The organism is Dehalococcoidia bacterium, from assembly GCA_028711995.1.
Lineage (GTDB): Bacteria > Chloroflexota > Dehalococcoidia > SZUA-161 > SpSt-899 > JAQTRE01.
Window position 1 is genome coordinate 18,583 of the sequence record JAQTRE010000011.1, and the last position, 26,539, is coordinate 45,121.

At 52.3% G+C, this 26,539-nt stretch carries 23 protein-coding genes, 1 tRNA gene and 2 rRNA genes; 17 read left to right on the forward strand and 9 right to left on the reverse strand.

The window, feature by feature from the left end:
- Positions 1 to 64: 64 nt before the first annotated feature.
- From PHV74_03305 to PHV74_03315, 3 genes are read left to right on the forward strand one after another with little or no spacing between them, the layout of a single operon-like run.
- Positions 65 to 1,936, forward strand: coding sequence for a type II/IV secretion system ATPase subunit (locus PHV74_03305; GenBank protein MDD5093394.1), 1,872 nt, complete (start codon positions 65 to 67; stop codon positions 1,934 to 1,936).
- Positions 1,887 to 3,464 (forward strand): hypothetical protein, encoded by a 1,578-nt coding sequence (locus PHV74_03310; GenBank protein ID MDD5093395.1) that lies wholly within the window; start codon positions 1,887 to 1,889, stop codon positions 3,462 to 3,464. Before PHV74_03305 ends, PHV74_03310 begins: the two co-directional genes overlap by 50 nt.
- A 51-nt stretch (positions 3,465 to 3,515) precedes the next feature.
- Positions 3,516 to 3,884: a hypothetical protein gene (locus PHV74_03315; protein ID MDD5093396.1), complete on the forward strand. Its 369-nt coding sequence runs from the start codon at positions 3,516 to 3,518 to the stop codon at positions 3,882 to 3,884.
- A 199-nt stretch (positions 3,885 to 4,083) separates the two neighbouring features.
- Here PHV74_03315 and PHV74_03320 read toward each other — a convergent pair whose 3' ends face one another.
- Positions 4,084 to 4,227 (reverse strand): DUF5679 domain-containing protein, encoded by a 144-nt coding sequence (locus PHV74_03320; GenBank protein MDD5093397.1) that lies wholly within the window; start codon positions 4,225 to 4,227, stop codon positions 4,084 to 4,086.
- A 420-nt stretch (positions 4,228 to 4,647) separates the two neighbouring features.
- On the opposite strand from PHV74_03320, the gene PHV74_03325 reads away from it, so the two are divergent.
- The 3 genes from PHV74_03325 (at position 4,648) to PHV74_03335 (ending at position 7,602) form a co-directional block, all read left to right on the forward strand.
- Positions 4,648 to 6,360 carry a leucine-rich repeat domain-containing protein gene (locus PHV74_03325; protein ID MDD5093398.1) on the forward strand — a complete coding sequence of 571 codons (1,713 nt, stop codon included), beginning with the start codon at positions 4,648 to 4,650 and terminating at the stop codon, positions 6,358 to 6,360.
- Between the two features lie 131 nt (positions 6,361 to 6,491).
- The gene (locus PHV74_03330) at positions 6,492 to 7,358 is read left to right on the forward strand and encodes a hypothetical protein (protein MDD5093399.1); all 867 of its coding nucleotides are present in this window, start codon (positions 6,492 to 6,494) and stop codon (positions 7,356 to 7,358) included.
- 70 nt (positions 7,359 to 7,428) lie between these two features.
- The gene (locus PHV74_03335; protein ID MDD5093400.1) at positions 7,429 to 7,602 is read left to right on the forward strand and encodes a hypothetical protein; all 174 of its coding nucleotides are present in this window, start codon (positions 7,429 to 7,431) and stop codon (positions 7,600 to 7,602) included.
- On the opposite strand, the gene PHV74_03340 is transcribed toward PHV74_03335, so the two are convergent.
- Complete coding sequence (locus tag PHV74_03340) at positions 7,599 to 8,225, reverse strand: CPBP family intramembrane metalloprotease (GenBank protein ID MDD5093401.1); 627 nt, start codon at positions 8,223 to 8,225, stop codon at positions 7,599 to 7,601. The two genes, PHV74_03335 and PHV74_03340, sit on opposite strands and share 4 nt — an antisense overlap.
- Before the next feature lie 93 nt (positions 8,226 to 8,318).
- Between PHV74_03340 and PHV74_03345 the strand changes: the two genes are divergently transcribed.
- Entirely contained in the window at positions 8,319 to 9,086 is a 768-nt protein-coding gene (locus tag PHV74_03345; protein ID MDD5093402.1) for a hypothetical protein, read from the forward strand.
- Entirely contained in the window at positions 9,079 to 9,459 is a 381-nt protein-coding gene (locus PHV74_03350) for a RidA family protein (GenBank protein MDD5093403.1), read from the forward strand. Before PHV74_03345 ends, PHV74_03350 begins: the two co-directional genes overlap by 8 nt.
- Positions 9,460 to 9,484: 25 nt before the next feature.
- Here PHV74_03350 and PHV74_03355 read toward each other — a convergent pair whose 3' ends face one another.
- Positions 9,485 to 9,745 carry a Smr/MutS family protein gene (locus PHV74_03355; protein ID MDD5093404.1) on the reverse strand — a complete coding sequence of 87 codons (261 nt, stop codon included), beginning with the start codon at positions 9,743 to 9,745 and terminating at the stop codon, positions 9,485 to 9,487.
- Between the two features lie 162 nt (positions 9,746 to 9,907).
- On the opposite strand from PHV74_03355, the gene PHV74_03360 reads away from it, so the two are divergent.
- The 4 genes from PHV74_03360 to PHV74_03375 all read left to right on the forward strand — a co-directional run bounded on the left by PHV74_03360 (position 9,908) and on the right by PHV74_03375 (position 15,108).
- Positions 9,908 to 11,059, forward strand: coding sequence for a PQQ-binding-like beta-propeller repeat protein (locus tag PHV74_03360; protein MDD5093405.1), 1,152 nt, complete (start codon positions 9,908 to 9,910; stop codon positions 11,057 to 11,059).
- Between the two features lie 200 nt (positions 11,060 to 11,259).
- Positions 11,260 to 11,985, forward strand: coding sequence for an ABC transporter ATP-binding protein (locus PHV74_03365; protein ID MDD5093406.1), 726 nt, complete (start codon positions 11,260 to 11,262; stop codon positions 11,983 to 11,985).
- Between the two features lie 50 nt (positions 11,986 to 12,035).
- Entirely contained in the window at positions 12,036 to 13,955 is a 1,920-nt protein-coding gene (locus tag PHV74_03370; GenBank protein MDD5093407.1) for an ABC transporter permease, read from the forward strand.
- Positions 13,870 to 15,108: an FtsX-like permease family protein gene (locus tag PHV74_03375; GenBank protein MDD5093408.1), complete on the forward strand. Its 1,239-nt coding sequence runs from the start codon at positions 13,870 to 13,872 to the stop codon at positions 15,106 to 15,108. The genes PHV74_03370 and PHV74_03375 overlap by 86 nt, the downstream gene beginning before the upstream one ends.
- Positions 15,109 to 15,236: 128 nt before the next feature.
- Here PHV74_03375 and PHV74_03380 read toward each other — a convergent pair whose 3' ends face one another.
- Positions 15,237 to 15,968, reverse strand: a complete 732-nt coding sequence (locus PHV74_03380; GenBank protein MDD5093409.1) for a response regulator transcription factor — start codon at positions 15,966 to 15,968, stop codon at positions 15,237 to 15,239.
- Positions 15,969 to 16,179: 211 nt separating this feature from the next.
- Between PHV74_03380 and PHV74_03385 the strand changes: the two genes are divergently transcribed.
- Genes PHV74_03385 through PHV74_03395 form a run of 3 tightly spaced genes read left to right on the forward strand, consistent with a single transcriptional unit; the run spans position 16,180 to position 19,157 of the window.
- The gene (locus tag PHV74_03385) at positions 16,180 to 17,304 is read left to right on the forward strand and encodes an acyl-CoA dehydrogenase family protein (GenBank protein MDD5093410.1); all 1,125 of its coding nucleotides are present in this window, start codon (positions 16,180 to 16,182) and stop codon (positions 17,302 to 17,304) included.
- Between the two features lie 43 nt (positions 17,305 to 17,347).
- On the forward strand, positions 17,348 to 18,136 hold the full coding sequence (locus PHV74_03390; protein MDD5093411.1) for an electron transfer flavoprotein subunit beta/FixA family protein: 789 nt from the start codon (positions 17,348 to 17,350) through the stop codon (positions 18,134 to 18,136).
- 13 nt (positions 18,137 to 18,149) lie between these two features.
- A complete protein-coding gene (locus tag PHV74_03395; GenBank protein MDD5093412.1) occupies positions 18,150 to 19,157 on the forward strand; it encodes an electron transfer flavoprotein subunit alpha/FixB family protein in 1,008 nt (335 codons plus the stop codon).
- Positions 19,158 to 19,341: 184 nt separating this feature from the next.
- Here PHV74_03395 and PHV74_03400 read toward each other — a convergent pair.
- From PHV74_03400 to PHV74_03415, 4 genes are all read right to left on the reverse strand, one after another.
- Positions 19,342 to 19,416, reverse strand: a tRNA-Met gene (locus PHV74_03400).
- A 25-nt stretch (positions 19,417 to 19,441) separates the two neighbouring features.
- Positions 19,442 to 22,389: ribosomal RNA gene (locus tag PHV74_03405) — 23S ribosomal RNA — on the reverse strand.
- A 548-nt stretch (positions 22,390 to 22,937) separates the two neighbouring features.
- Entirely contained in the window at positions 22,938 to 23,567 is a 630-nt protein-coding gene (locus PHV74_03410; protein MDD5093413.1) for a DnaJ domain-containing protein, read from the reverse strand.
- Between the two features lie 313 nt (positions 23,568 to 23,880).
- A 16S ribosomal RNA gene (locus PHV74_03415) occupies positions 23,881 to 25,388 on the reverse strand.
- Together the 16S and 23S rRNA genes with 1 tRNA gene alongside form the textbook arrangement of a ribosomal RNA operon.
- Positions 25,389 to 25,680: 292 nt before the next feature.
- Here PHV74_03415 and PHV74_03420 point away from each other — a divergent pair.
- On the forward strand, positions 25,681 to 26,061 hold the full coding sequence (locus tag PHV74_03420; GenBank protein MDD5093414.1) for a cyclophilin-like fold protein: 381 nt from the start codon (positions 25,681 to 25,683) through the stop codon (positions 26,059 to 26,061).
- Positions 26,061 to 26,282 carry a SelT/SelW/SelH family (seleno)protein gene (locus PHV74_03425; GenBank protein ID MDD5093415.1) on the forward strand — a complete coding sequence of 74 codons (222 nt, stop codon included), beginning with the start codon at positions 26,061 to 26,063 and terminating at the stop codon, positions 26,280 to 26,282. The genes PHV74_03420 and PHV74_03425 overlap by 1 nt, the downstream gene beginning before the upstream one ends.
- Before the next feature lie 46 nt (positions 26,283 to 26,328).
- On the opposite strand, the gene PHV74_03430 is transcribed toward PHV74_03425, so the two are convergent.
- Positions 26,329 to 26,539 (reverse strand): hypothetical protein (locus PHV74_03430; GenBank protein MDD5093416.1); only part of this gene is annotated, 211 nt, incomplete at its 5' end.

The window sequence follows — 26,539 nt, forward strand, 5'->3', positions numbered from 1 at the left end:
CCAAGGGTTAGTCTTTCGGAAGCACCGCAGACCCTTTATCCCTGCATCTTATATTGGAGTAAGAATGCCCGAACTTCTGTTGCCATTTGAAGCCAAGAAAGTCGATTTGAAAGGTGCAGACCTTCTTGACGCCGGGCTGTACCCCTTGCTGCCAAAAGGACTAAAAGAGGCATCGAGGGCTAAGCCTTTCCTGTTGGAATACCTGCACATGTTGCCCATTGAGGAAATCGGTATTCCAAAATACTATGAGACGCTTCCCAGAAGTCTTTCCGATGAGAAGAATCCCAATCTGATTTACCCGGTTGAGGGAGGGGTTTTCGTTCACATCTATCCTGAACCTACGGACGAAAGGCATACCTACGTCTCCGTTGAGCCCAGTCTCACCATCAACATCGATGCGATCATGCCCAAGATCGAAGAAGCCCTGCTGGACTATACCGATGAATTTGATTCCCTCGATACGGACGAGGAAAAGACACAAGGTTTCCTGAGAGCCCTGGACAAGATCTGCTATTCCAAGGTCAGCAAAACAGGCAAGTCGTCTAAAGAAGACGCCAAAGACAATGCCAAAGGAAACGGCAACGGGAATAATGGGGTAACCATCGGAGAAGACAAGCTCACCGGATCCAAAGGCAAGTGGTTTGGGAAAAGCGACAAATCCAAGGACAAAAAAAACGGCGCATCTTCGGGAAGAAGTAGATTGTTTACCAGAGCAGCCAAGACCAGGATCGAATTGACGCCTGACGAGATCGAGGCGGTCAAATATCTCGTCGTTCGGGAGAAAGTTGGGGTAGGTGTCCTGGAACCTCTTGTGCATGATATCTATGTCGAGGACGTCAGCTGCAGCGGGCTCGGGCGTATTTTCATCGAGCATAAGGTATTCAAAAGCGTGAAGACCGCCATATCCTTTAACAACATGCCAGAGCTGGATAACTTTGCCCTGAGACTCTCCGAACGTTCCAAAAGGCCGGTTACGCTGCACAGCCCCATTTCAGATGCCACTCTTCCGGATGGTTCCCGAATCAATATCGTATACGGCGAAGATGTCTCCAGAAGGGGAACCAACTTTACCATTCGAAAGGCTATGGGCACTCCCACCAGCATCATGGAAATATGCGGATTCGGCACGATGACCTATCAGATGGCAGCCTATATGTCTCTGGTAATCGAGCATGATTTGAATGTGTTTATCGCCGGTGAGACGGCATCCGGAAAGACAACCACAATCAATGCCCTGACCGCTTTCCTGCTACCTGAAACCAAGATCGTGAGCATCGAGGATACACCGGAATTGGTCGTCCCTCACAAAAACTGGATTCGCGAGGTATCCAGAGAGGCCAAGGATGGGAGAGGGGGCGCAGTCGGCATGTTCGATTTACTCAAGGCGGCCTTGCGGCAACGGCCCAATATGATCGTCATCGGTGAGATCAGAGGCGCAGAAGGACTGATCGCTTTCCAGGCTATGCAAACCGGCCACGGCGTGATGGCCACCTTCCATGCTGCTTCCGTGGAGAAACTCATCCAGCGTCTCACCGGGGACCCCATCAATGTCCCCAAGGCTTATATCGATTGCCTGAACGTCGTCCTCATCCAATGCGCAGTCAGACTGCCCAGCGGAAAATCGGCCAGACGCGTCATCAGCATCAGTGAGATCGTAGGGTATGATTCCGTATCAAACTCTTTCTCCTTTATCCACACCTTCATGTGGAACCAGTCAAAAGACGTATTCGAGTTTCCCGGGGATAAGAACAGTTACATCCTGGAGGAGAAGATAGCCCCAAAGAGAGGGCTTCCTCCGGAAAAGAAACGAAACATCTATAACGAACTCAACAGAAGAGCCAGAATTCTGGAGCGCTTACACAAAGAAAAAGGGGTTACTGATTTCTATGAGCTTCTTGGGGTCCTTAACACTGCGCGCAAGGAAGGGGTTTTCTAAGGAGAATACTTCCGATGAAGTAAACCTGCCGAAACTGGCCTCCGGCAAGCAGATCATCCAGAAGAAGAGGGTATCGAGTACAAGCAACCAGGAGCTATTGTACTTTGACCTTTTCTATCAGCTGTCGTACATGGCTGCCATTTCTACGGCGGGAATCAGCCGGGATCGTATTTTCGATTACTCTGCTCAGCTTTCCGGTAAGGCAGCAGTGTATTTCAAAGAAATCCAGCGCATAGCCGTTCACCTCGGCTATGACTATGCGGACGCATGCCGGCTGGAAGGGGAGTCTGTGGATGACGAAATGGTGCGCACGATGTTGCTCCGCCTGTCCGGGTCGATGAGTTCCGGCGAACGCGAATCTGAGTTCTTCGGCCGCGAGGCCGATGTTTTTGGAACCAGCTACGGCGACCAATATGAACGTAAACTGGACACCTTGAAACTGTGGACTGATGCCTTCAGCGCGCTGATTATCTCTGCTGTTCTGGTGATCATCATCGGCGTCGTCTCAACCATGATATACAAAACGGACCGGATATTCACCCTGGGACTGGTAGGGCTCACTATTGGTATCTCCATCGGGGGGACATGGCTCATATCATTGATGTCCCCCAAAGAACAGGTACCGCTCCAGCAACCGAGCTCCGCCGAGCAGAAGCAAATCCGACTCTTGATGATGGCGCTCATTCCTACTTCAATCGTTGTCGCGCTTCTGTTGCTGGCAAGCGATGCCGGTATGGGATGGGCAATGTTGATAGGCGGGTTGATCCTCTTCCCTATAGGCCATGTAGCGGTGAAGGATGACAAGCTGATCGCTAAAAGGGACGGTGAGATAGGAGCTTTCCTGCGCTCGCTGGGAGGAGTAACGACTGCCATAGGCGCCACTGTCACGGAGGGCATCTGCCGGATGGACTTGCGCGCCATGCCTGTTCTGAGAGAAGGGACTACGCACCTGAAGAAGCGGCTGGAAATAGGCATTATGCCTTCCATCTGCTGGAAACGATTTGTAGTGGAGACGGGAAGCGTAGTAGTCAACCGAAGCGTAGGCATGTTCCGTGATGCCATGGCCTTAGGCGCAGGTGCAGAAGATGCCGGCAAGCGGGCTTCTGCTTATGCCGTAAAACTGGATCTCTTGAGAGCCAGAAGAAGACTGATAACCAAGCCCTTTGGAATGCTCACTTTCGCCATGCACGGCGCAGTTGTACTGCTTCTGGTTTTTGTGACCGAGGTCATGATGCGATTTGGCTCCATGATAATGAACATTGAGATGGACATCCCCGGGTCAGCGTCGTCCTCTGCCGTAGGGGGTTATTTCTCTTTTAACTTCGCTGGACTGCAATTACTGACTTCGCTGGTAATGCCGGTGATCATCGTGCTGACTGTAGTCAATGCTATGGCGCCCAAGCTGGCTGAAGGGGGACACAAGTGCAAGTTCTTTTACAACCTGTCCATCACCATGTGCATGTCAGGGATATGCTTGATCATTGTACCCTATCTGGTAACGATGGTTTTCGGCAGCGTCGGGGGATGAAAGACTTCGACCTTGAGCACTCGCGGGAAGACCCGCCAAGAGGAGGTTGAAATGGGCCTAACAGACAAACTGAAAAAGAAGTCAAAAGATGCCGAAAAGCCTGAGGAAATCGGCGGAATCATAGCAGATACAAAGTTGACGGAACGTCCAATCAGCCCTACGAAAGGGGATGTGGCACTGCCTGATATCCCTCCGGCCCCATTACCTCAGGGCCTGCCACAAGCCCCCCCTGAAGCGCTGAAAGAGCCGCCAAAAGAGAAGAAAACCGGTGGACTTTCGGCAATGGATATCTTTGCCGCTGAAACCGCAGAGTCAGATGAAGGTAATCAACTTGCCAAACAATTACACGAGGTCGATATCAACGACCTGCTGACAGAGTGCAAGGAAATAGCCGCCAAGCTCCGTCAGCCAATCACCTGAATCTTCCGAGAGAACTGATCGACTCAATCAACCGGGAACCTGCCGGACAGGACCATACCCTAACCTTCCCCCATTGAAGAACCTCCGCAAAGATGTTCATCAACGCTTCTTATGGACAATCCCGTCTCGTGAAGGGGCAGGAATCTTTCACATCACCGACCCCCACCCCTTCATTTCATAGTTCGCACTTTCTGTGATGCTATTTTGCTTTTCCGATTCGGAACATCTTGGTCTTACAAGTCGGGCACACACCCTGTGTTGCGGGCTTTCCGTTCTTCATGGTGATGGCCTTAGGATCTTTCATTTCCTTCTTGGCACGGCATTTCACACAGTACGCTTGCATGGAACACTCCTCCTCATAAAGGTTTTGTATTACGTGCAATCATAATATATCTCTGCTAGAATGTCAACAGGCTCACGCCGCTTATCCCCACAAGTGAACGAAACATGCCAGGGGCTCCACATTATTATTGGAACCTCCTCGCCACAACGAGATTGTTCCTCACCTGCTGTTTTTCGAGTAGGCGTTATCCCTGATTTTGTCATTCTGAGCAGCCGAGGAGACACAAAGGACATCATCCGGTTCCCATGATCCGTGCCGACTCATAGCATCTCCTGAAGAGAAAAAGGATTCCCCCAAATAAGGTGTTTCAGCTTGGACTTATCTTTGTGTTATAATTGAACCTAAAATGGGTATGTTTCGAAGCGCACGGCTGCTTCTTGCCCCGATCAGACCTGAATTGAGTCGTCAAAGGAGTCTCAAATGAAACAAAGGCTGGTACTTAGCACAGGGATAGTTCTCCTAATTATTCTGAGCATTGCCTTGGCAGCATGCGGGAATGACTCCGACAAAAACAATGATGAGGCTACCATCACCACAGCCAGTGGTCTGCAATACCTTGAAATCCAGGAGGGGACCGGCGCCATGCCTCTGGTCGGCGATTCGGTGGCGGTTGATTATACCCTCACTTTGGCAGATGGCACCAAGATCGAGAGTTCACTGGATAGCGGCAACCCTTATGAGTTTCCCCTTGGATTTGGCGAGGTAATCCCCGGCTGGGATGAAGGGATTGCCCTGATGAAAGAAGGAGGCAGAGCCAGGCTGGTCATTCCGCCTGAACTGGGATACGGTGATCAAGACAGGGGAAGTATCCCCCCCAATTCCACCCTCATCTTCGCGGTCGAATTGGTTTCCGTTACTCCTGCCAAAGTAATGACCTTCCCGGACCCCAACCTTGAGGCTATCGTTAGAGGGGCCATCGGAAAGTCCGAGGGGGACATCTATTTATATAACCTCGAAAACCTCACCGGCCTGGCTGCAGACGGCAAAGGCATCAGTGATCTCACCGGCCTGGAGAATTGTCCCAACCTGACCACGCTCACCCTTTCCGGGAACAAGATTGCCAATATCGCTGCGCTCTCGGGGATGACGAAGCTAACCAGTCTCGACCTTGCGGATAACCAGTTGAGCGACATCACTCCGCTCTCCGGTCTGATCAATTTGACTGGACTCTCCTTGATCAAGAATCAAATCAGCGATATTTCTGCACTTTCCGGCCTGACTAACCTGGCCCAACTCTCCCTGGGTGAAAACCAGATCACCAATGTCTCCGGGCTTTCAAATCTCGCCGGTCTGACCCACCTCCGGATGTACAAGAACGGGATTCAAGATATCTCCCCTCTCTCCAATCTCACCAATCTGGTCCTTCTCGATCTCTGGGGCAATCAGTTGACCGATGTCTCTCCTCTAGGTAACCTGACCAAACTGAGTTCGCTCAGCCTTTTCGAGAACCGCATCAGCGATATCTCTGCCCTCTCCGGACTGACTAACCTGGCTAACCTCGAACTCTGGGACAATCAGTTGAGCGATATTGCCCCTCTCTCCAGTCTGGTGAAACTGACGGAACTCGATCTCTGGAACAACCAGATCAGCGACATCTCCGCCCTATCCAGCCTTACCGCATTGTCCCAACTCTCCCTTGGCAAAAACCAGATCAGCGATCTCTCTGCACTCTCGAGTCTCACCAGCCTGACCCACCTCTGGCTCTATCAAAACCAGATCAGCGATCTCTCTGCACTCTCCGACCTGACAAACCTCACCAATCTCTACCTCAAGGGCAACCGCTTGGCCGATATCTCCCCGCTGGACGAACTCGCAGGCCTTAAAACACTCAGCCTTTCCACCAATCAGATAACCGACATCTCCCCACTCTCTACGCTGACCGGCCTCACATGGCTTGAGATCAATGACAATCAGATAACCGACATATCTGCCCTCTCCGAGCTCTTGAGCCTCACCCGGATCGAACTTCAGAACAATCAGATAGCAGACATTTCTCCGCTGGTGGCAAACACTGGACTGACCACCGGAACTGTTGTGGATCTGACGGGCAATCCATTAAGCCCTACATCGACGAATGACTCCGTTCCGCAACTGGAAAAGAATGGCGTGACGGTTAAGGGGATTTCCCAATAATACCTGCTGTAAAACCTCCCTATTTCGGGTATAATACAACAAACCCGCAGCAAACTGGCGGCAAAACTGCCATATATATGTTTGGAGAGTCTGTCAAAAAAGACGCCATCCGCGATAGGGGAGGGTAAATTATGGCTAGCAGCTACAGATTCGACAAAGCTGCGAGATCGGAAAAATACCTCGTGAATACAATCTTCACCCATCTTCTCCTACACAATAACTTCTCAGGGATGCGCCCGCTCTTTCACAGGGTTTTCGGCCTGGCAGCATGTTCACAGCTTCCCGATGATTTTGAGATCGTTTCCGACCCCGATCCTTTGCGGGATGGATCGGCTTTCCACCCCGAGGTCAAGAAAATCTGTAGCGAGTTCAAGCAGGTTGCCGCACCTGATCTGTTTCTCCGATGGTCACACCTTTGTCTGGTCATAGAGGCAAGATTCTTCGCTGATCCTTCAACCGATGAACTCTCTGAGCAGATAAGACTCCAACGCGAAGTCATAGAGAAAGTCCAACCCTTTACCCTTTATCGAGATTGGGAAATCAAGTTTGCCGTTCTGGTGATCAACCCGGCCAGGATAAGAATGGGAAGAGATGTCGTTGTCCTTTCCTGGGATGAAATTATTAGTACGATGAGAGCCACCGAAAAAAACTCCAGCGATGTGGAATACTGCTGGAAAGTGCTTGAAGACGCTAAAGACAGGGCGCGCAAGGAAGCTACCTCCAGTCCCATCATCACCTTTGAGAAGCTGAAGTTTGCCGATATGTTGAAACAGCTGCCCCGACTGATTGAGCAAGGGAAGGTCTATGTCGGCTTTTCGGGCGGGCTCGAAGAACTGTCGACGCTCACAGAACAAAAGCTAGCCAGCCGACCGCACTATGAAGTTTCGAACATTCAGTGGTCGGAGAACTGGATCACCATCGACAGATTCCTGCACCGGGTTCTGGAAATGAAAGGATACTGCTCCCCGGACGAGCCATCGATAAGACTGGCCGTATGAGCGTTCAATATCACGCCAAAGATTTCAAGACGATCCTCAACAAGCTGAAGCTCATCGATAGCTGGTTCTGGTGCCGATACACCCTCAATCCTATAACGGCTGCGAATTTGCCTGCACCTATTGTGATTCGCGGAGCCACAAATATCATCTTCACCCCGATTTCGACCATCAGATTTTCATCAAGACGAATATCGGCCGGATGCTGGAGGCGCGAACAAAGGAACTACTCAAGACGGCGGCTTAGCACCAATTCACCAGAATGCGAAAGGTCACATTGATGAAGACGTGGATAAAGAATGCCGGCCAAACGGAATTCCCCCGGTAGGCAACGTATCCGAAATAGATGCCGGTAGGAATGGTGCTGATCACTTCCGCCTCCGGTTTACCGATGTGAAGGAGAACGAATGGGATCATCTGAATCAGGATGCTCGCTTCCTTGAATCGTTCTCTGAGCCCGAAGAGCAGAAAACCGCGGAACATAAACTCCCATCCGGCTTGATATCCTATTGTTTCCAGGAGATAAACGGGCAGGTTGAAGTCACTGATCGAATAGTACTCCTCAAAGGAGGAAAATCGGGAAGCGATGAGCAGGATCGGTAATGCGACCAGGCAAGCAACTGCCACATGGACCCGCCATACACGGAAGTCGCCCATCCTCAATCCGAAGTCGAGGGGGTTTTTCCGGAGCAGAATGATGACGGTAAGAATGGGCAAGAGTGCATAGAATACCAGAGAATCCGCCCAGTCGGAGTAGATCGAATGGTTCTCTGCCAGAATCAGAAAAAGGGCGGCAGCGGATATGATCACGGCCTCGTGATAATTCCGCGCGAGGAAAGCTTGCATCTCCTGGAGTTCTTTTCTGATCACAACTTCCAACGTCCTGAGTGGAACTTGTGATCATTATACACCGCGAAGAATATGATAGAATTCAAAAGGCAAAAGCAAAAAAGAGAGGTAACAATGCGCCGGCAAGGAAATGAGGCCCCTCTCGTCACTCCCCACCGGGTATTGACGGATAACGGCATTGATCCGGCTGAATATCCGTTCAGCACTGCGGTGCTGGTTTTCATGCCTGTAGGATTTATTGCCCGGCTTTTCGATGGAGAACCCCCTGGCAAGCGAATCTTCGGCATGGTGAACAAATGCCTGGTTCGCCCCGATCATGGAGGCACCCTTCTAATGGGGCCCGTCTACGGCAGTCCGGTTTGCGCCTCGGCCCTCGAGGAGCTGTCTGCGCTGGGCGTAAAACACGTTGTCGGATTCGGACTCTCCGGCTCGCTGGTCCCGGAAATTGTTCCCGGTGACCTGATGATCGCCTCCTCCGGCCTTGCTTCCGATGGGACGACCAAGGAATACACCGACGACGACGAAATCGGGCCGGACCCTGAACTACTGACCCTGACCCAGGACATCTTCCAGAAACATGGGCTCAAACCCAAAACGGGCAAAGTCTGGACCACGGACGCCATCTACCGGGAGTATCCATCGAAAGTCTCCTTCTGGCGAGAGAAAGGGGCTTCTTATGTAAATATGGAAACCTCCGCCTTCTACGCTGTAGCGCGGGAAGTAGGCATCCGCTCCGTATACCTTTCGTTAGTATCCGATCACGTGGGAGGGGAGGAGTGGACAGGCTGGCCAGCCGATCCGAGCGAAGGCCTCACTCAGCTCTGGAATGTGTGCCGGGATATCATCGCCGAAGTCGGCAAAAAGGGGAGAAACAATGGATAAGAGAATCATCAATCGAAAGAATGCTCCGGCCTCAGATGCGCCATACTCGCCGGCCATTGCCTGCGGATCGTTCATTTTTGTCTCCGGTCAGGTTCCGATCGACCCCGGAACCGGAGCCATCATTTCGGCAGATTTCGGGGAGCAAGCCGAACAGTGCTTTCAAAACCTGAGGGCGATCCTCGAAGAGGCAGGCTCATCGCTGGAGAAAGTCGTCAAAACCACCGCCTTCCTGACCAACCTGGATGACTTCGGCAAGTTGAATGAGGCCTACAAGCGCCACTTCCCCAAGGAAAGACCTGCCAGAAGCTGTATCGAGGCAAGCAGACTTCCCCTTGGAGCCAGAGTGGAAATTGAAGCAATTGCCGTTATTTGAACTCGGCCAATACCTGCCCTAATACCTATCTTCGGGACAGCCGTACTACCGTAACCCCGGCGCCACCCTCGCGAGGCTCCGCTGGCCGAAACGACTCGACCAGCGGATGGTGCGCCAGCTCGCGCCGCACTACCAGCCGCAACGTACCCGTGCCTTTCCCATGGATGACTCTAACAGTGTGCAATCCGGCAACAAAGGCATCGTTCAAGTACTGATCCAGATTTGCCAGCGCATCCTCAACGCTGAGGTGCCGCAGCATTACTTCCGTCTCCGGTCTATTCATCATTCATCAGTTGACCTTAGAACCATTATATTACAATCAGCTCTCAAATGCGTGTCAGCTCAGGGTGGCCGGACTTGACTATCATCGAAAATGAGATATACTAGCCATAAACGGCCTTGCTGGCTATGCGTATATCAGCGGCCATCTCAATTTGAAGGAGGGCATATGAAGAAGCTGGGGGGCATTATTGCAGCTACTGTCGCGGCCGTAGTCATATTGACGATGGGCTGCGCCATCGAGTTGCCTGAGAACATATGGTCAGATTTCCATAACAACCTGGCCAATACCGGTTATTCCATTTCGAGTGGCGTTAAAGACGGAGAGGTGAAATGGGATTTTTCGGGCGCCGGATCGATCGCCACCTCGCCCGCGGTTCGATACGATAAGGTCTACGTAGCGGCCGAAGATGGAGCTGTCTACTGCCTGAAGAAGAGCGGAACCTATGTCTGGAGATATCCCCAGCAGGGCAGCATTGGCGATGTCCTGACCTCCCCGGCAGTTGCAGGCGATAAGGTCTTTGTGGGCTCAGATGATGGAAATGTTTACGCCCTGAATGCCAAGACCGGTGAATTGAAGTGGAAACAACCGCTGGGTGCTCCGATACATTCCGCACCTACAGTAGCCAGCGGCAAGGTGTTGCTGGGTTGCGACGATGGCAATCTCTATGCCCTGGATGATGGCGATGGAAAAATCAAGTGGAAATACCCGACAGATGGTCCGATATACACTTCACCGGCAGTGAAGACCGATAAGGTCTATTTCGGTTCGGATGATACCAATGTCTATTGTCTGAAGATAAAGAAGGACAAGGGAGAGTTCATCTGGAAGTTCCCCACGGGCGATAAGGTGCGCTCCTCGGTGGCCATCGGCGGGAGTCAGATCTATTTCGGCTCCGATGACACCAACGTCTATTGCATCGATGCGGGGAAAAACATGACAACCTATTACTGGAAGGTCCCCACGGATGGACCGGTGCGCTCCTCCCCAGCTCTGGCATACAGCAATGTCTTCATCGGCTCGGACGACGGCAATATCTATTCCCTGGAGGATGGCAAGAAGGGCGGCGAGTTGAAATGGAAATATCCGACGGACGGCGAGGTTCGATCCTCTCCGGCCGTGGCCGGCAAAATCATGTACGTCGCCTCCTACGATGGCAATATCTATGCTCTGGATAAGAACAAAATGAACGATAACAAGGTCGTCGAAGCATTGAAATTCAAGCAGCCGGTAGGGGAAGGCGCGGTTGACTCTTCGCCGGCTATCGCTTCCGGCAGGCTCTACATTGGTGGCGACAAACTTGTTTGCTTTAAAGACTGATCATCCTCGCTCTGAGCCAAGGAGTTGAGGGCAGGTTCCTAACAGACGAAACGGCCCCCCGAAAAACCCAAGTTTTTCGGGGGGCCGTTTCGTCTCCGCAATCCTCTCAGTTCTGGTGCATTCTCCACGGGGATTATGCTATACTGATCGAAATCAGGTCCGGACAGTGGCACCTCGCCAAGACTATTCAGGAGGGGAACATGAAAGATTCCAACATCGTCCAGGTTAAAGGCGTGCACAAAACCTATGATACGGGCCAGGTCAAAGTACACGCTTTGCGAGGCGTTGATCTGGAGATCAGAGATGGGGAAATGATGGCCATCATGGGGCCCAGCGGATGCGGCAAAACCACCCTTCTGAATTGTCTCTCCGGCCTGGATTCAATCGACCAGGGGGAAATCTCCGTCAAGGGACATATCATCCCCAAAATGTCCGATAAGGAACGCACCAAGTTTCGCGCCGAGGAGATGGGGTTTGTCTTCCAGGCGTTCAATCTGCTGCCGGTGCTCAATGTGGTGGAGAATGTGGAGTTGCCCTTGCTGCTATCGGGAACCAAGCAGCGCGAGGCCAGGAAACGAGCTGAGGACGTGCTGGAACTGGTCCATCTCGGGGATCAGCGAAACAAAAGGCCAGCCGAACTCTCCGGTGGTCAGCAACAGCGAGTGGCCGTGGCAAGGGCCTTGGTGAACAATCCGGTAATCGTCTGGGGAGACGAACCCACGGGCAATCTGGATAGCGAAACAGCCATGGAAATAATGCACGTACTGCGAAGCCTCAACAAAGAGAAAGGGCAGACCTTCGTCCTGGTGACTCATTCGCAGGAAGTGGGCGAATTCACCGACCGCATCGTCCGCATGCGCGATGGAGTCATCGAGTGTGACAGCATCAATGGCAAGGATTCCTGCCTGGATAACCAGGTGCGATAATGCTTATCTCAGACTCCAGATAATCGAGATGATGTGAGGGAGGCAAGCTAATGGCAGACCTGAAAGTCATGCTGGTACCGCTTATAGTAATCTTCGCATTGTTCGTGGCGGGGATTTCCGTCCTCGCTTTGCGCAACAAGGTGATTTTTAAAATGGGGGCGCGCAACCTCCCACGCCGACCGGCCAATACCCTTCTGACCTGTCTGGGCCTGATGCTGGCAGCCATGATTTTCTCTGCCTCCTTTGCCACGGGAGATACTCTGACGCACTCCATCCGCAGCATTGCCGTGGATTACATCGGGCAGGTGGATGTCATGGTGATGAGTGATGGAGTGGAATTCGGAGGGCAAGGACACACAATGGATGCCAGCAGCAGAAGCGTATACTTTGATCAGGCTGAACTCCAAAACGTGGAAGTTGCCCTGAGCGATCTCTCTCAGAAAGGCGTAGTCGAAGGGGTTGCGCCTGCCATTATTGAAACAGACATACCGGTAATCGCCAGGGAAACGAGTCTGAACGAGCCTCAGGTCACCCTGCTGGGGTTTGACTATCGGTATATGAAGTCCTTTGATCCCCTCTTGGAGAAAGGCAACCGGGAGCTTTCCCTAAAAGACCTTGAGGACAAGGGGAGCGGCTATGCCTACGTCAATACCGGCCTGGCAGAAGCCATCTCTGATCAGAACCGGACGATAGGCGTCGGCGACCAGATAGAGGTCTATCTGAGTCAAGACCCCACCTTTCTGACCATCGCCGGCATTTATAAAACGGGGGGCAATCCAACCGTATTCAGCTTCGATACCTCCGCGTCTATCATCATGCCCCTTGATCATCTGCAAGCCCTGCGGGGTTCCAGCGATATCAACTTCATCCTCATCACCAATAAAGGCGGAGCCCTTACCGGGGCAAAGCATACCGATACAGTCATGGCTTCCCTCGAACCGGCGCTGAATGGAACGGGGATCAAGGCACAGCCCATCAAGCAGGATGCTCTGGACCAAGCTGACGAGGGAGGCGCTACGTTCTCTACCATGTTCATGGTCTTCGGCAGTTTCTCTATCATTGCCGGAGTCCTCCTGATCTTCCTCATCTTCGTCATGCTGGCAGCCGAAAGAAAGCAGGAACTGGGCATGACGCGAGCAATAGGCGGGCAGCGGGGACACATCATTCGACTCTTCACTTTTGAGGGGACCCTGTATGCACTGTTGGCCTCAGCCATTGGCGCCGCGCTGGGGTTAGTGGTCGCCTGGGGAATGATCCAGATGATGAACTCCGCCTTTGAAGAAATGGGCTTTGATCTGACATACTACTACACCGCCAGCGGCCTTATCATATCCTACACCCTGGGGGTTGTATTAACCGTGCTGGTGGTTTTCTTCTCGGCACGCAACGTCAGCCGACTCAATATCATATCCGCTATCAAGGATATTCCCGAATCCAAGCGGGCCGACAAGCACCCGATCCGGAGTATCGCCATCACCGTCCTGGTTCCCCTGGTGGGGCTCCTCTCCCTGATAAGCGGGCTGCAGGAAAAGATGCAGGTCTCCTACACCCTCGGGGCGTCTCTCCTCATCATCGGCATCTGTCTGGTGGCCAGGAAACTCCGCCTGCCGGACAGGCCCGCCTTCACCCTGGCGGGCCTTGGCCTTTTGACTTTCTGGCTCATTCCTTTCAGCTGGCATCCCTACCACGATGAGATGAGCGGCGGCATGGAAATGTTCATCCTTTCAGGGGTAATGCTGGTCCTGGGAGCAGTGTGGACTATCATGTATAACTCAGACCTGCTGCTGACGGCAGGTTATGTCTATCTTCGGGCGAATCCGGGCACTGGCGCCGATTTTGAAGCCAGCCGTAGCCTATCCCCTGGCCAGTCGGTTCCGCACCGGAATGGCCGTAGCCATGTTCTCTATGATCGTCTTCACACTGGTGGTCGTGTCTGTCATCAGTGCTTCTTTCAGCAAACTGCTCGATGACACCGAACGCGTCAGCGGCGGGTTCGATATCAGGGCAGAGGTGAGCTACATCAATCCCATAACCGATATCAATGCTGCCCTTGAGAAGACTGATGGTGTTGGCCCGAACGATTTTCAAGCAATCGCCGGCTTCAACACTGCCGTGGCTAACGTGCGCGATGCCAGCAGTGATAAACAGAACACGGACGGAGATAAGAAATGGGAGCTCTTACCCGTGGTAGGAACCGATGCCGGATACACTGAAAACGTGACCTACAATTTTGAATTGGTGGCCGAGAAATACTACAACGAAGGCGCTTCCGGCCGAGAGGTGTGGGAGGCACTCACCAACAACCCGAATCTGGCCGTGGTCAACCTGGCGCTGGTTCCCACCAAAGAGACCGGTGACTTCGGTGACACCGGCATTGACTTGGTCATTGGCAAAGGCAGATTCTATCTTCAAGATAAGTTCATGCCCGATGATATCTATGTTGAGATTCAGAACCCTCTGACCAAGACAACTCAAACGCTGCAGGTAATCGGCGTGGTCGATGCCATGTCCGGTCCCTATGCCTCTCTGATAACCACCTCCCAGGCAACCATCAACTCTTTCCTGGGATTCCCCCGCTCGTCCAATGCTTACCGCTTGATGGTGAAACCGGAACAAAAGGACAATATCCCCAACTTGGCCAAGAACCTGGAAAAGAACTTTTTGGCCAATGGCATGAATACCGAGGTAATGGCCGAAGAAGTCAAAGACTACGGCAAGACAATGGACATGTTCATGAATCTCTTGATGTCATTCATGGGACTGGGCCTTATTGTGGGAATTGCTGCCCTGGGGGTTATCGCTGCCAGATCAGTGGTGGAACGCCGGCATCAGATCGGCATGCTGCGGGCCATCGGTTTCCGGCAGGGGATGGTACAGGCCAGCTTTTTGCTGGAGTCATCTTTCATCGCCCTAATGGGGATCACTCTGGGTGTCGTGTTGGGAGTGGCCCTTTCCTATCAGATCATCCCTGACTCGGACGTCGAAGGAATGACCACCGCGATCCCATGGACTATGATTACGCTGATCGCCCTTGGCGCTTATCTGGCATCACTGACCACCACCTTCCTGCCCGCCTATCGAGCTGCCAAGGTTTATCCCGCTGAGGCGCTCCGATACGAATAGGTGGACCGAACGGCACTCAGACGCCAAAGGAAGAAGATGATAGCGGAGCTTCTGCGGTTACTAGTGGCTTAGTCCTCAGCATGGGCTGAGAAAAGTGAATTGGGCTGCGCTTCGCGAGGACTGCTACCCTATAATGAAGATATGCACACGTCTCGTTGCTGGATTTCACTGGAGGGATTGGCGAACTTATACCCCTCCCCTTCTGCGACAATGATCTGGGGAGCATTGGGATCATCTCCCAGCTTTGTTCTCAGGCAGCCAGCAAACACTTTCAGGAATTCCATTGAATCCACGTAGGACCCCCATCGACCCTCCTCCAAAAGGATCCGGCAGGGTATTACGCGGCCTGCATTTCTTACCAGCAGATCCAGCAAAACATATTCTGTGGGAGTAAGCCTGACTTCCTGCCCATCCAGTGTTACCTCATGGACAGCGACGTCGATCCGCAGTCCCCCAATCACAACAGCCTTTTCAGCCTCCATATCCTGACGCTTTTTGCCGTTGGACAATACTCTTTTCACCCTCTCCATGAGATCGGCCTGACTGAATGGCTTTGTAATGTAATCATCTGCACCCAGATCCATGGCACGGGCTTTGCTGAACTCAGTATCGTTCGCGGTCAGAATGACAATAGGCACTCCAGAAAACGTGCGAATTCCACGGCATACTTGTAAGCCATCGACATCGGGCAAGCCAATATCAAGGATGACCACATCAGGAGCGTGTTTTTCGACCAAATCGATGCCTTCAAGGCCTTTGCTGGCAGAAAGGAATTCCACTTTGTCCGGCCAGCGAAGTTCGAAGCACAGCGAAAGGGATTCTATTATCTCCGGGTCATCTTCAATGATGAGTAACTTCATGATTCAATCTCACTTAAGCCAGCGTCCGGACAGTGAATACATACTAACATATGTACAGTGCTTGGTAACTGAGAAATCAGTACCACCCCGGTATGCAGGACAATTAGCAACTGCCGTGCTATTGCAAGGCAGGACAGGCTCTGCTTAAATGAAGCTGACCGACACGAATCGAAAGGGGTGTCAGTCTATCCGGCAAAAGGAGGTTAGTCCGATGGATTTTCGTCTAACCATTGAAGAGAAGCTTATCCAGAAGACGGCCCGTGAGTTCGCCCAAGCTGAAATCGAGCCCATTGCGGCAAAGGTGGAGCGCGAGAAGAAAGTCCCTCGTGACATCGTCAACAAGCTGGGAAAGGCCGGTTTTCTGGGAATGCCTCTCCCCAAGGAATACGGAGGGGGAGATTCGGGTTACCTCAACTGGATACTGGCCCTGGAGCAAATGCACTATCCGGTATCTGCATGCAGCAGCTTCATGAATATGTGCGGCATGGTAGGCCTGGGTATCGTTACCTTCGGGACAGCAGAGCAAAAAGAGCAGTTTTTGAGGCCGATGTGCACCGGCGAAAAGATCGGAAGCTGGGCCTTTACGGAGCCTGCCACGGGATCGGACCCGAAATCGCTGGTCACAAGAGCCGAACTTGATGGAGACTATTGGGTGATCAACGGTATCAAGCGCTTCAACACCGAGGGCAACCACGATGGCCCGGCGGTGGTTTTCGCCAATGTCGACGGGGTAATGACAACCGCTTTCATTGTCGACAAAAACCAGGAAGGATATGTCAACTCCAAGCCCTACGAGCTGATGGGCAACCTTGGCACCGAGACGATGGATACCCGGTTTACTAACATGCGGGTACACAAGAGCCGGCTTCTGGGCGAGATAGGGAAGGGATTCAATATACTGCTTGTGGCAGCGGCAGTCGGCAGGCTGGGGCTATCGACTAAATCGGTAGCTATGGCCCAGGCTGCCCTGGATGAAGGGGTCAAGTACGCCAAGCAGAGGACCCGGAGAGGCGTGCCCATCGGTTCTATGCAGGCCATCCAATGGTTACTCGCTGAGGCTGCAGTCAGGGTGGAAGGGGCACGGTGGATGACATACAGGACCGCATCTCTCAAAGACCAAGGTTCTGATATTCTCAAGGAATCTTCCATGGTCAAGTTGTTCGCCACACGAATGGCCAAAGAAGCGGTGGATATGAGCATGCAGATTCACGGCTCATACGGATTTATCAAGGATTTTAAGATCGAACGAATTTATCGGGCTGTCAAGGAAAATGAACTGATCGAGGGCTCAAGCGAGGTTCAGCGGTCCATCATCGCCGGACATCTGATGAATTAGGCCATGAGTCGGGACCAAAAATATATTTCAAGGTAGGCTTGATGTGAAGATTATTGTCTGCATAAAGCAGGTTCCCAGCGCCGCCAATGTACCCATCGATACCCGTACAGGTGCTCTGGTGCGCGAAGGTTGCCCTTCCGATATAAACCGGGCCGATAAGCATGCATTGGAGGAAGCGCTGCTACTCAAGACCAAATACGGTGGAAGCGTGACGGCTATCACCATGGGTCCGCCTCAGGCAGAGGAGTCGCTCCGTGAATCGCTGGCCATGGGCGTGGATGAGGCGATATTGCTGAGCGATCCGGCCTTCGCCGGTGCGGATACGTCGGCCACCGCTTACGTGCTGGCAAGCGCCGTCAGAAAGTGGGGAGATTTCGACCTGATTCTCTGCGGAAAGCAAACCTCCGATGGCGATACCGCCCAGGTCGGGCCGCAACTGGCCGAAGAGCTTCAATTGCCCCAGATCACCTATGCGCGCAAGCTCCAAATCAAAGGAATGACCCTTAAGGCCGAGCGATCGCTATCGGACGGTTATGAAGTGGTTGAAGCGAAGTTGCCGGTTCTGGTGACTGTCACCAAGGAGATCAATACCCCTCGAAAACCGACCATCGGCGACATCTTGGACGCATGCAGGCAACGGGAGGTCACGATTTGGAATGCCGCTGATCTTAATTTGGACAAGAACAAAATCGGTCTTGAGGGCTCACTCACAAAAATGACCCGAGCATTCATACCCCAGCCACGTAAACGGTCGGGAAAGATATATGAAGGTTCGGGGCAAGATGCGGTTCAAAATCTTCTAAAAGACCTTGAAGTCAAGCATCTGATCTAACCAGGAGGAAAAGATGATCTGCAGTGAATATCACGGCGTATGGGTTTTTGCCGAGCAAACAGACGGTCGGTTGAGCACGGTATCCCTGGAGTTGCTGGGAAAAGGGCGCGACTTAGCCAATAGTTTGAACACACAACTCTCGGCGATCTTTCTGGGATCAAGGATCGAAACCATGGCCCATGAATTGATCCATTATGGGGCTGAGAAAGTATATGTTGCCGATGAACCCAACCTGGGTAGCTATACTACAGGTGCCTACACGTCTGTCATTGCCAAGCAGGTTCTGGAGTCCAAACCGGAGATAATGCTCTTCGGGGCCAGCGATATCGGCAGGGATCTGGCCCCCCGGGTAGCCAAACGATTGGGTACCGGTCTCACCGCAGACTGCACGGAGCTGGCTATCGAGAAGGAAAGTGGCTTACTACTGAGCACCAAGCCCGGCTACGGGTCAAGCATGATGTACACTTTTGTCTGTGCCCAATCCAGACCGCAAATGGCCACTGTCAGGCCAAGTGTGATGCAGGCGCTGGAAAAGGACACTAAACGCAAAGGGCAGATAATCCATATCCCTGTAAGGCTGGAAGCAACCGATATGCCGGTCAAGATCGTAAACAGAGTCAAGCAAGCTAGGAAAGGCGCGAAGCTGGAGGAAGCCCGGATCATCGTCGGTGCAGGGATGGGTGTGGGTTCGGCCGAGAAGTTTGCCGTGATCCATCAGCTCGCCGAAGCGTTGGGCGCTGAAGTCGGCGTCACCAAGGATCCGTTAGATGAGGGCTGGATCACCGGGGACTGCATGATCGGACAGACCGGCAAGACTGTTAAACCGGAGCTCTATATCGCCTGCGGTATTTCGGGAGCCATCCAGCACATCTCAGGCATATGGGATTCCGACACCATAGTAGCCATCAACACAGACCCCAGGGCAGATATCTTCGGCATTGCGGATTACGGAATAGTGGGCGATCTGCATGAGGTGCTTCCTATGCTGATCGAGGAGATAAATAAGCGACGGCGCGTATAACTCGAACTTATTGTAGACAACTACCGTCACGTTACACCCGGGTCCTTCTAGAAGCCACTGCCAATCGCTCCGATGTCCTGCTACATCCAATCGCGATAGAGCGTCCCTTCAAGACTTTCATTAGCAAAAACAAAAAAGGCCCCCTTAAGATTTCTCTTTAGAGAGCCTTTTTGGCCTCAAAACTTGGTAGCGGGGGTTGGATTCGAACCAACGACCTTCGGGTTATGAGCCCGACGAGCTTCCACTGCTCCACCCCGCGATGGATAAAGTTTTTGCTTATTACTGCGCAAAAGCCCTCGACCGATTAGTACGGCTTAGCTGAACGGATTACTCCGCTTACACACGCCGCCTATCAAGCAGCTAGTCTCGCTACGGTCTTACCTGGTTACCCAGTGGGAGATCTCATCTTGAGGTTGGCTTCGCACTTGAGATGCTTTCAGCGCTTATCCAAACCAGACTTAGCTACCCAGCTATGCCCCTGGCGGGACAACTGGCAAACCAGAGGTCTGTCCCTCCTGGTCCTCTCGTACTAAGGAGAGCTCCTCTCAAATCTCCTGCGCCCACGACGGATAGAGACCGACCTGTCTCACGACGGTCTGAACCCAGCTCGCGTACCACTTTAATGGGCGAACAGACCAACCCTTGGGGCCTTCTCCAGCCCCAGGATGTGACGAGCCGACATCGAGGTGCCAAACGGTGCCGTCGATGTGAACTCTTGGGCACCATCAGCCTGTTATCCCCGGGGTAGCTTTTATCCGTTAAGCCACGGCCTTTCCACGCAGCACCGTGGGATCACTTTGCCCTACTTTCGTACCTGTTCGACTTGTAGGTCTCGCAGTCAAGCTCCCTTATACCAATGCGCTCTGCAGGTGATTTCCATCCACCTTGAGGGAACCATTGGGCGCCTCCGTTACCTTTTAGGAGGCGACCGCCCCAGTCAAACTACCCACCTGGCACTGTCTCCTTGCTTGTTCAAAGGTTAGAATCGAAACTTAACAAGAGTGGTATTTCACCGTTGGCTCCGCCCCAACTGGCGCCAGGGCTTCTCAGCCTCCCACCTATCCTACACATGCTAAGACTCAATCCAATGCCAAGCTATAGTAAAGCTCCACGGGGTCTTTTTGTCCAGTCGCGGGTAGCCCGTATCTTCACGGGCCCTTCAATTTCGCCGAGTTCCTCGTTGAGACAGCGCCCAAGTCGTTACGCCATTCGTGCAGGTCAGAACTTACCTGACAAGGGACTTCGCTACCTTAGGACCGTTATAGTTACGGCCGTCGCTAACCGGGGCTTAAGTTCAGAGCTTCGGACCGAAATCCTAACCCCTCCCCTTAACCTTCCGGCGCTGGACAGGCGTCAGCCTCTATACATCAGCTTACGCTTTAGCAGAGACCTGTGTTTTTGTTAAACAGTCGCTTGGGCCTTCTCATTGTAACCCCCATGCGCTCCGTAAGTAAATTCCTTCACGCCCAGGGGCACCCCTTCTCCCGAAGTTACGGGGTTAGATTGCCGAGTTCCTTAACGAGGATTCTCTCGAACACCTTAGGGTTCTTACCCTAGCCTACCAGAGTCGGTTTGCGGTACGGGCGCTCGCCTTCAAACAACGAGGTTTTTCTAGACAGTGTAGGTTCAGCTGAATCGCCTTGGGTTGCCCCGCAACTTCCCCCTCTCCTCAGCTTAAGCAAGGGGGGATTTTCCTCCCCTCGCACCTACGATCGGAGACGCACCATGTCCAATGGGCACGCTCAACCTACCTTCCTGTACTCCCCGAGGTTTAACGAAAACGGGCGGTGCTGGAATATTAACCAGCTGTCCATCGCCTACGCCTTTCGGCCTCGGCTTAGGCCCGACTAACCCTACGCGGATCAACCTTGCGTAGGAAACCTTAGGCTTTCGGTGGGCGTGTTTCTTACACGCCTTACGCTACTCATGCCGACATTCTCACTTCCCTCCGCTCCACCCTGACTCACGTCACAGCTTCAACGCTGAAGGGAACGCTCCCCTACCGCTCGATAAATCGAGCTCATAGCTTCGGTGACAGGCTTTAGCCCCGTTGGATCTTCGGCGCGGCGCCACTCGACCAGTGAGCTATTACGCACTCTTTAAAGGGTGGCTGCTTCTAAGCCAACCTCCTGGCTGTTTGGGCAACCCCACATCCTTTCCCACTTAGCCTGTACTTAGGGACCTTAGCTGATGATCTGGGCTGTTTCCCTCTCGACGATGGAGCTTATCCCCCACCGTCTCACTCCCGAGCTAAAATGCTTCGCCATTCGCAGTTTGGTTGAGTTTGGTAAGCTTCTCGCCCCCTAGCTCATCCAGAGCTCTACCTGCGAAGCTCATACTCGAGGCTGCACCTCAATGCATTTCGGGGAGAACCAGCTAGCTCCGGGTTCGTTTGGCATTTCACCTCTAACCACAGCTCATCCCACAATTTTGCCACATTGACGGGTTCGAGCCTCCATTTCGATATTATCGAAACTTCACTCTGGCCATGGTTAGCTCACCCGGATTCGGGTCTAATCCATGCAACTAAATTCGCCCTATTCGGACTCGCTTTCGCTACGGCTCCGCAAGTCAACTTGCTTAACCTTGCTACATAGATTAACTCGCCGGCTCATTCTTCAATAGGCACGCCATCAGGCCGCCCGAAGGCAACCCTCTGACTGTTTGTAGGCACGCGGTTTCAGGTCTATTTCACTCCCCTCCCGGGGTTCTTTTCACCTTTCCCTCACGGTACTGGTTCACTATCGGTCGCCAAGAGTATTTAGCCTTGGAGAGTGGTCTCCCCAGATTCCCACAAGATTTCACGTGTCCCGTGGTACTCAGGTACCCCCCACGCCGCTGTTCGGTTTCGCATACGGGACTCTCACCCTCTACGGTCAGGCATTCCAGCCTATTCTACTACCTAATCACGGATCGATCACGGAGGCCCTACAACCCCGAACAGCCTTAGCCATCCGGTTTAGGCTCTTCCCATTTCGCTCGCCGCTACTTTGGGAATCTCTTTTGATTTCTTTTCCTCGGGGTACTAAGATGTTTCAGTTCCCCCGGTTCCCTCTACCTAGTCTATGTGTTCAACTAGGAGTATCCAGGTTTTGCCTGGATGAGTTGCCTCATTCGGGTATCCCCGGTTTAAGCTTACTTGGCAGCTAACCGAGGCTTATCGCAGCCTAGCCACGCCCTTCATCGGCTCTTGGCACCAAGGCATCCACCGCGCGCCCTTAGTAGCTTTTGCACAGTAACAAGCCAAAAACTCTATTCACTTTTTAAGGTGCGTTTAAGACAAAAAAAACGGCCCGATGTCCTCAGGGCCGCCAGATGGCCTACATCAGACTTTTTGCAATTACCAGGGTGACCTTTTTTCTCTTCTGATTTGACTATCCCCCTTCGAACCGGATAACAAATCTTCTTAAGCGGATAGATGTTATCATATCAACACTATGTTGTCAACCTCAATCTGAGGATTCTTCCAGGCTATTTGCTCTGCTATCGAGAGGGGTCCTCTCAAAGAATAAAACTTCTCCACCACAAGATGCCCCCTAGGGCTGCTCGAATTCTCGTATAGGAGCTGTCTCAAAGCACAACTCAACTGTAACTCGGAGTATACCATCGATCCTGGACAATAGACATTCATAAACAATCGAACAAACCAAGCCTTAGTAATTTCTAATTTCTCCCAAGCCTCTGCCGTTAAAATGATCGCGGATGTAGACGAAAGAGTGCTCATAAGATGGCTGCAACCAGCACTCCACAGAAGTGCTCCGTCTGTAGCCGTAAACTCGATCAGGTCTTTCCCCACGTATCCCCAGGCTCTTTGGTTGGCCTGTCTATCTCAATCCCCAGAGATTTTTTGAGGATAAACCCGCCTACCTTACAGACCGCCTTGTCGAGCCACCTTTCAATGAAGTTCGGCTTTTTGGTCAAAAGTGGGGAGGTGTAGACATAAGACGCTTCGCTGTCCGTTGACGAATCATAACGTCGCTCAGTTCCATTCGATTTGCCGAAGAATTGGAAGCGGAAATCACGGCCCCCGAAGAAAACGCGATTTCGGAAATTCGCATCGAATCTGAGCCCGGCCTGAGCGAACATCCGGTTTATCTCGTCAAAGATGTTTTCGTTAGAAAAGGCTTCCTTGAAGATGTCATCCTGAGTGTACCTGAAGTCATGGGAACCCCGTCTGGAGCCGATACCAGCGAACTGGCTGTTCCGATAGGCATCGTATTCGCTCTTTCTTGCCTCATGGCCCAAAATGCCGTATGCCTCATTAATTAGCTTGAATTTTTCCTCGGCCAAGCTTTCATTCCCGGGATTTTTATCCGGATGATATTCAAATGCCAATTTTCTGAAGGCGCTTTTGATCTCCGGCATACTTGCACTCGCCGGGACACCGAGAATATCATAATAATCTTTCATCGTGCACTTCGTTTTAAAGTAAACCTATCCATTCAATTAGGCATCAAACTGCTTTGATCATATCACAGGGGTTAAAGGCTGCCAACTGGATTGAGGCATGGTTTCAATCTAATTAAGACCAAAAAGGAGTCACGCGCCGGGGAAATATAACTGGCCGCATACGTAAATTACAGAGTTTTTCAACTTCTCTGGAGGCTCTTACAAAAAGACCTTAACCTCTGGATAGTGGAAGGAAGTTATAGTTTGAACAAACCGAAGGGTTTCCCCTTCGACCGACCTGGAAATCGAGAAGCAAGCCTCTCAAACTCCCTAGAAAGGAGGTGATCCAGCCACACCTTCCGGTACAGCTACCTTGTTACGACTTCGCCCCAGTCACTAGCCCCACCTTCGGCGACTGTCTCTCTTGCGAGTTGACGCATCGACTTCAGGTGTTGCCAGCTTCCATGGCGTGACGGGCGGTGTGTACAAGGCCCGAGAACGTATTCACCACTGTATGCTGACCAGCGGTTACTAGCAACTCCAACTTCATGGAGGCGAGTTTCAGCCTCCAATCCGAACTGAGGACGGTTTTTAGGGATCAGCTCCAGATCGCTCTTTAGCAACCCTCTGTACCGCCCATTGTAGCGTGTGTGTAGCCCAAAACGTAAGAGCCATGCTGACTTGACGTCATCCCCACCTTCCTCCCCGTTTTGCGGGGCAGTCTCCTGTGAGAGTGTAACACAGAACAAGGGTTGCGCTCGTTGCGGGACTTAACCCGACACCTCACGGCACGAGCTGACGACAGCCATGCAGCACCTGTGGCGGTTCCTGGTTTGACAGGTCGTTGCCCTTTCGGGTTTCTACTTCCGTCATGTCAAGTCTTGGTAAGGTTCTTCGTGTATCATCGAATTAAACCACACGCTCCGCTGCTTGTGCGGGCCCCCGTCAATTCCTTTGAATTTTAACCTTGCGGCCGTAATCCCCAGGCGGGATACTTAACGCGTTAGCTACGGCACGGAGAGGGTCGATACCCCCCATACCTAGTATCCATCGGTTGCGGCGTGGACTACCAGGGTATCTAATCCTGTTTGCTACCCACGCTTTCGCGCCTCAGCGTCAGAAACAGCCTAGGAGATCGCCTTCGCCACTGGTGTTCCTCCCGATATCTACGCATTTCACCGCTACACCGGGAATTCCATCTCCCTCTGCTGCCCTCAAGCCCGGCAGTTCCTCTTGACCCCTCCTAGTTAAGCCAAGAGATTTCACAAGAGGCATACCGGGCCGCCTACACGCCCTTTACGCCCAATAAATCCGGATAACGCTTGCCTCTCACGTGTCACCGCGGCTGCTGGCACGTAATTAGCCGAGGCTTATTCCTTGGGTACCGTCAGAGCTTCTTCCCCAAGAAAAGGGTTTTACGACCCGAAGGCCTTCATCACCCACGCGGCGTTGCTGCGTCAGGCTTTCGCCCATTGCGCAATACTCCCTGCTGCTGCCTCCCGTAGGAGTCTGGGCCGTATCTCAGTCCCAATGTGGCTGATCATCCTCTCAAACCAGCTACCCGTCGTAGGCTTGGTGGGCCGTTACCTCACCAACTACCTGATAGGCCGCAAGCCCCTCCTTAAGCGCCCGAAGGCTTTGGTGTTTGGGCATTACCCCTACACATTATGCGGTATTAGTCCACCTTTCGGTAGATTATTCCCCACTTGAGGGCAGGTTGCTTACGTGTTACTCACCCGTCCGCCACTAGAAATAAAACCGAAGTAATATTCCCCGTTCGACTTGCATGCATTAGGCACGCCGCCAGCGTTCATCCTGAGCCAGGATCAAGCTCGCCATACAATTTGTCTTCCTTCCACTATCCAGTTGTTAAGGTTCTTTTCCGATGCGGTATTAACGATAACACGCCAATCAAGAACTGTCAATAGAAACCATAGCCCTGTTTGCTATTCTCTTCAGGCAGGTTAGGCAGTCTGCCAATGATTTGAAAATCCCTAACAGAAGCCAATCCCATAGGCATTCTGGTGAAGTATGCCAAGACTCTCCGACATGCTACACTCTTCTCTTTGATAGACATCATGGCTATACTACTATTAAACAGCAATAGAACAGCAGCCACCATAGGAGCACAACCTTGGACAAGATCAGCATTACAATCGAAAACCTGACTGTTTTGGCAGAGTTGACTGAATCCCCCACCGCTCAGCGCATATGGGAAGCCTTACCGCTGGAAGGGAAGGCCAACGTTTGGGGAGAAGAAATCTATTTTATCATCCCTATCAAAACCGAACTGGAAAGAGAAGCCCGCGCCGAGGTGGAGGTCGGTGATCTGGGGTATTGGCCTTCAGGTCCCGCCTTTTGTATTTTCTTTGGCGCTACACCCATCAGTACAAGCCATAAGCCTCGCGCTTATAGCCCTGTGAATGTCTTCGGACGCATTCTTGGCGATCTAACCCCACTCAAGACTGTCACCGAAAACGCCAGGATAAGTGTGAAAAGAAAGGGGGAATCATGATGCAGAAAATCGATATTCACTATTGCAGGGAATGAAACTATAAACCAAACGCCGCCCGTTTGGCGGACGAACTGCGCCAAGCCCTCGGCAAGGAGGCAAATCTGATTCCGGGGGAAGGCGGAATATTCGATGTTGTTGTCGATGGGAAGTTGATCTACTCCAAGCATGAAACCGGCCGCTTTCCCAACCCAGGAGAGATCGCCAGCAAACTCAAAGGGTAAAACGACGCAGCGAGTCTTTTCTAATCCAAAAATGAGCCCGAAAGGGTCATAATAATCGTTTCTTTGTGAACAGTGTGGACAAGTGGATAACCCCATGAGCCGCAGCTTGTGACAACCCGTTGTCATGCCCGGATATTCTCTCAAAGAGATCGGACCGTGCTTTCACCATCCTTTTGGCGAATTCATTATCGCTCATTCGACCCGCAATAGCATCAAGCTTGGCGAAGGTTACTCCCGGAGCCAGATAATCTTGTGCT

What these genes read in the sequence shown, in the direction of transcription:
- PHV74_03305 (MDD5093394.1), top strand. Translation starts at nt 65, where the DNA reads ATGCCCGAACTTCTGTTGCCATTTGAAGCCAAGAAAGTCGATTTGAAA.
- PHV74_03310 (MDD5093395.1), top strand. Translation starts at nt 1,887, where the DNA reads ATGAGCTTCTTGGGGTCCTTAACACTGCGCGCAAGGAAGGGGTTTTCT.
- PHV74_03315 (MDD5093396.1), top strand. Translation starts at nt 3,516, where the DNA reads ATGGGCCTAACAGACAAACTGAAAAAGAAGTCAAAAGATGCCGAAAAG.
- PHV74_03320 (MDD5093397.1), bottom strand. Translation starts at nt 4,227, where the DNA reads ATGCAAGCGTACTGTGTGAAATGCCGTGCCAAGAAGGAAATGAAAGAT.
- PHV74_03325 (MDD5093398.1), top strand. Translation starts at nt 4,648, where the DNA reads ATGAAACAAAGGCTGGTACTTAGCACAGGGATAGTTCTCCTAATTATT.
- PHV74_03330 (MDD5093399.1), top strand. Translation starts at nt 6,492, where the DNA reads ATGGCTAGCAGCTACAGATTCGACAAAGCTGCGAGATCGGAAAAATAC.
- PHV74_03345 (MDD5093402.1), top strand. Translation starts at nt 8,319, where the DNA reads ATGCGCCGGCAAGGAAATGAGGCCCCTCTCGTCACTCCCCACCGGGTA.
- PHV74_03350 (MDD5093403.1), top strand. Translation starts at nt 9,079, where the DNA reads ATGGATAAGAGAATCATCAATCGAAAGAATGCTCCGGCCTCAGATGCG.
- PHV74_03355 (MDD5093404.1), bottom strand. Translation starts at nt 9,745, where the DNA reads ATGATGAATAGACCGGAGACGGAAGTAATGCTGCGGCACCTCAGCGTT.
- PHV74_03360 (MDD5093405.1), top strand. Translation starts at nt 9,908, where the DNA reads ATGAAGAAGCTGGGGGGCATTATTGCAGCTACTGTCGCGGCCGTAGTC.
- PHV74_03365 (MDD5093406.1), top strand. Translation starts at nt 11,260, where the DNA reads ATGAAAGATTCCAACATCGTCCAGGTTAAAGGCGTGCACAAAACCTAT.
- PHV74_03370 (MDD5093407.1), top strand. Translation starts at nt 12,036, where the DNA reads ATGGCAGACCTGAAAGTCATGCTGGTACCGCTTATAGTAATCTTCGCA.
- PHV74_03375 (MDD5093408.1), top strand. Translation starts at nt 13,870, where the DNA reads ATGGCCGTAGCCATGTTCTCTATGATCGTCTTCACACTGGTGGTCGTG.
- PHV74_03380 (MDD5093409.1), bottom strand. Translation starts at nt 15,968, where the DNA reads ATGAAGTTACTCATCATTGAAGATGACCCGGAGATAATAGAATCCCTT.
- PHV74_03385 (MDD5093410.1), top strand. Translation starts at nt 16,180, where the DNA reads ATGGATTTTCGTCTAACCATTGAAGAGAAGCTTATCCAGAAGACGGCC.
- PHV74_03395 (MDD5093412.1), top strand. Translation starts at nt 18,150, where the DNA reads ATGATCTGCAGTGAATATCACGGCGTATGGGTTTTTGCCGAGCAAACA.
- PHV74_03410 (MDD5093413.1), bottom strand. Translation starts at nt 23,567, where the DNA reads ATGAAAGATTATTATGATATTCTCGGTGTCCCGGCGAGTGCAAGTATG.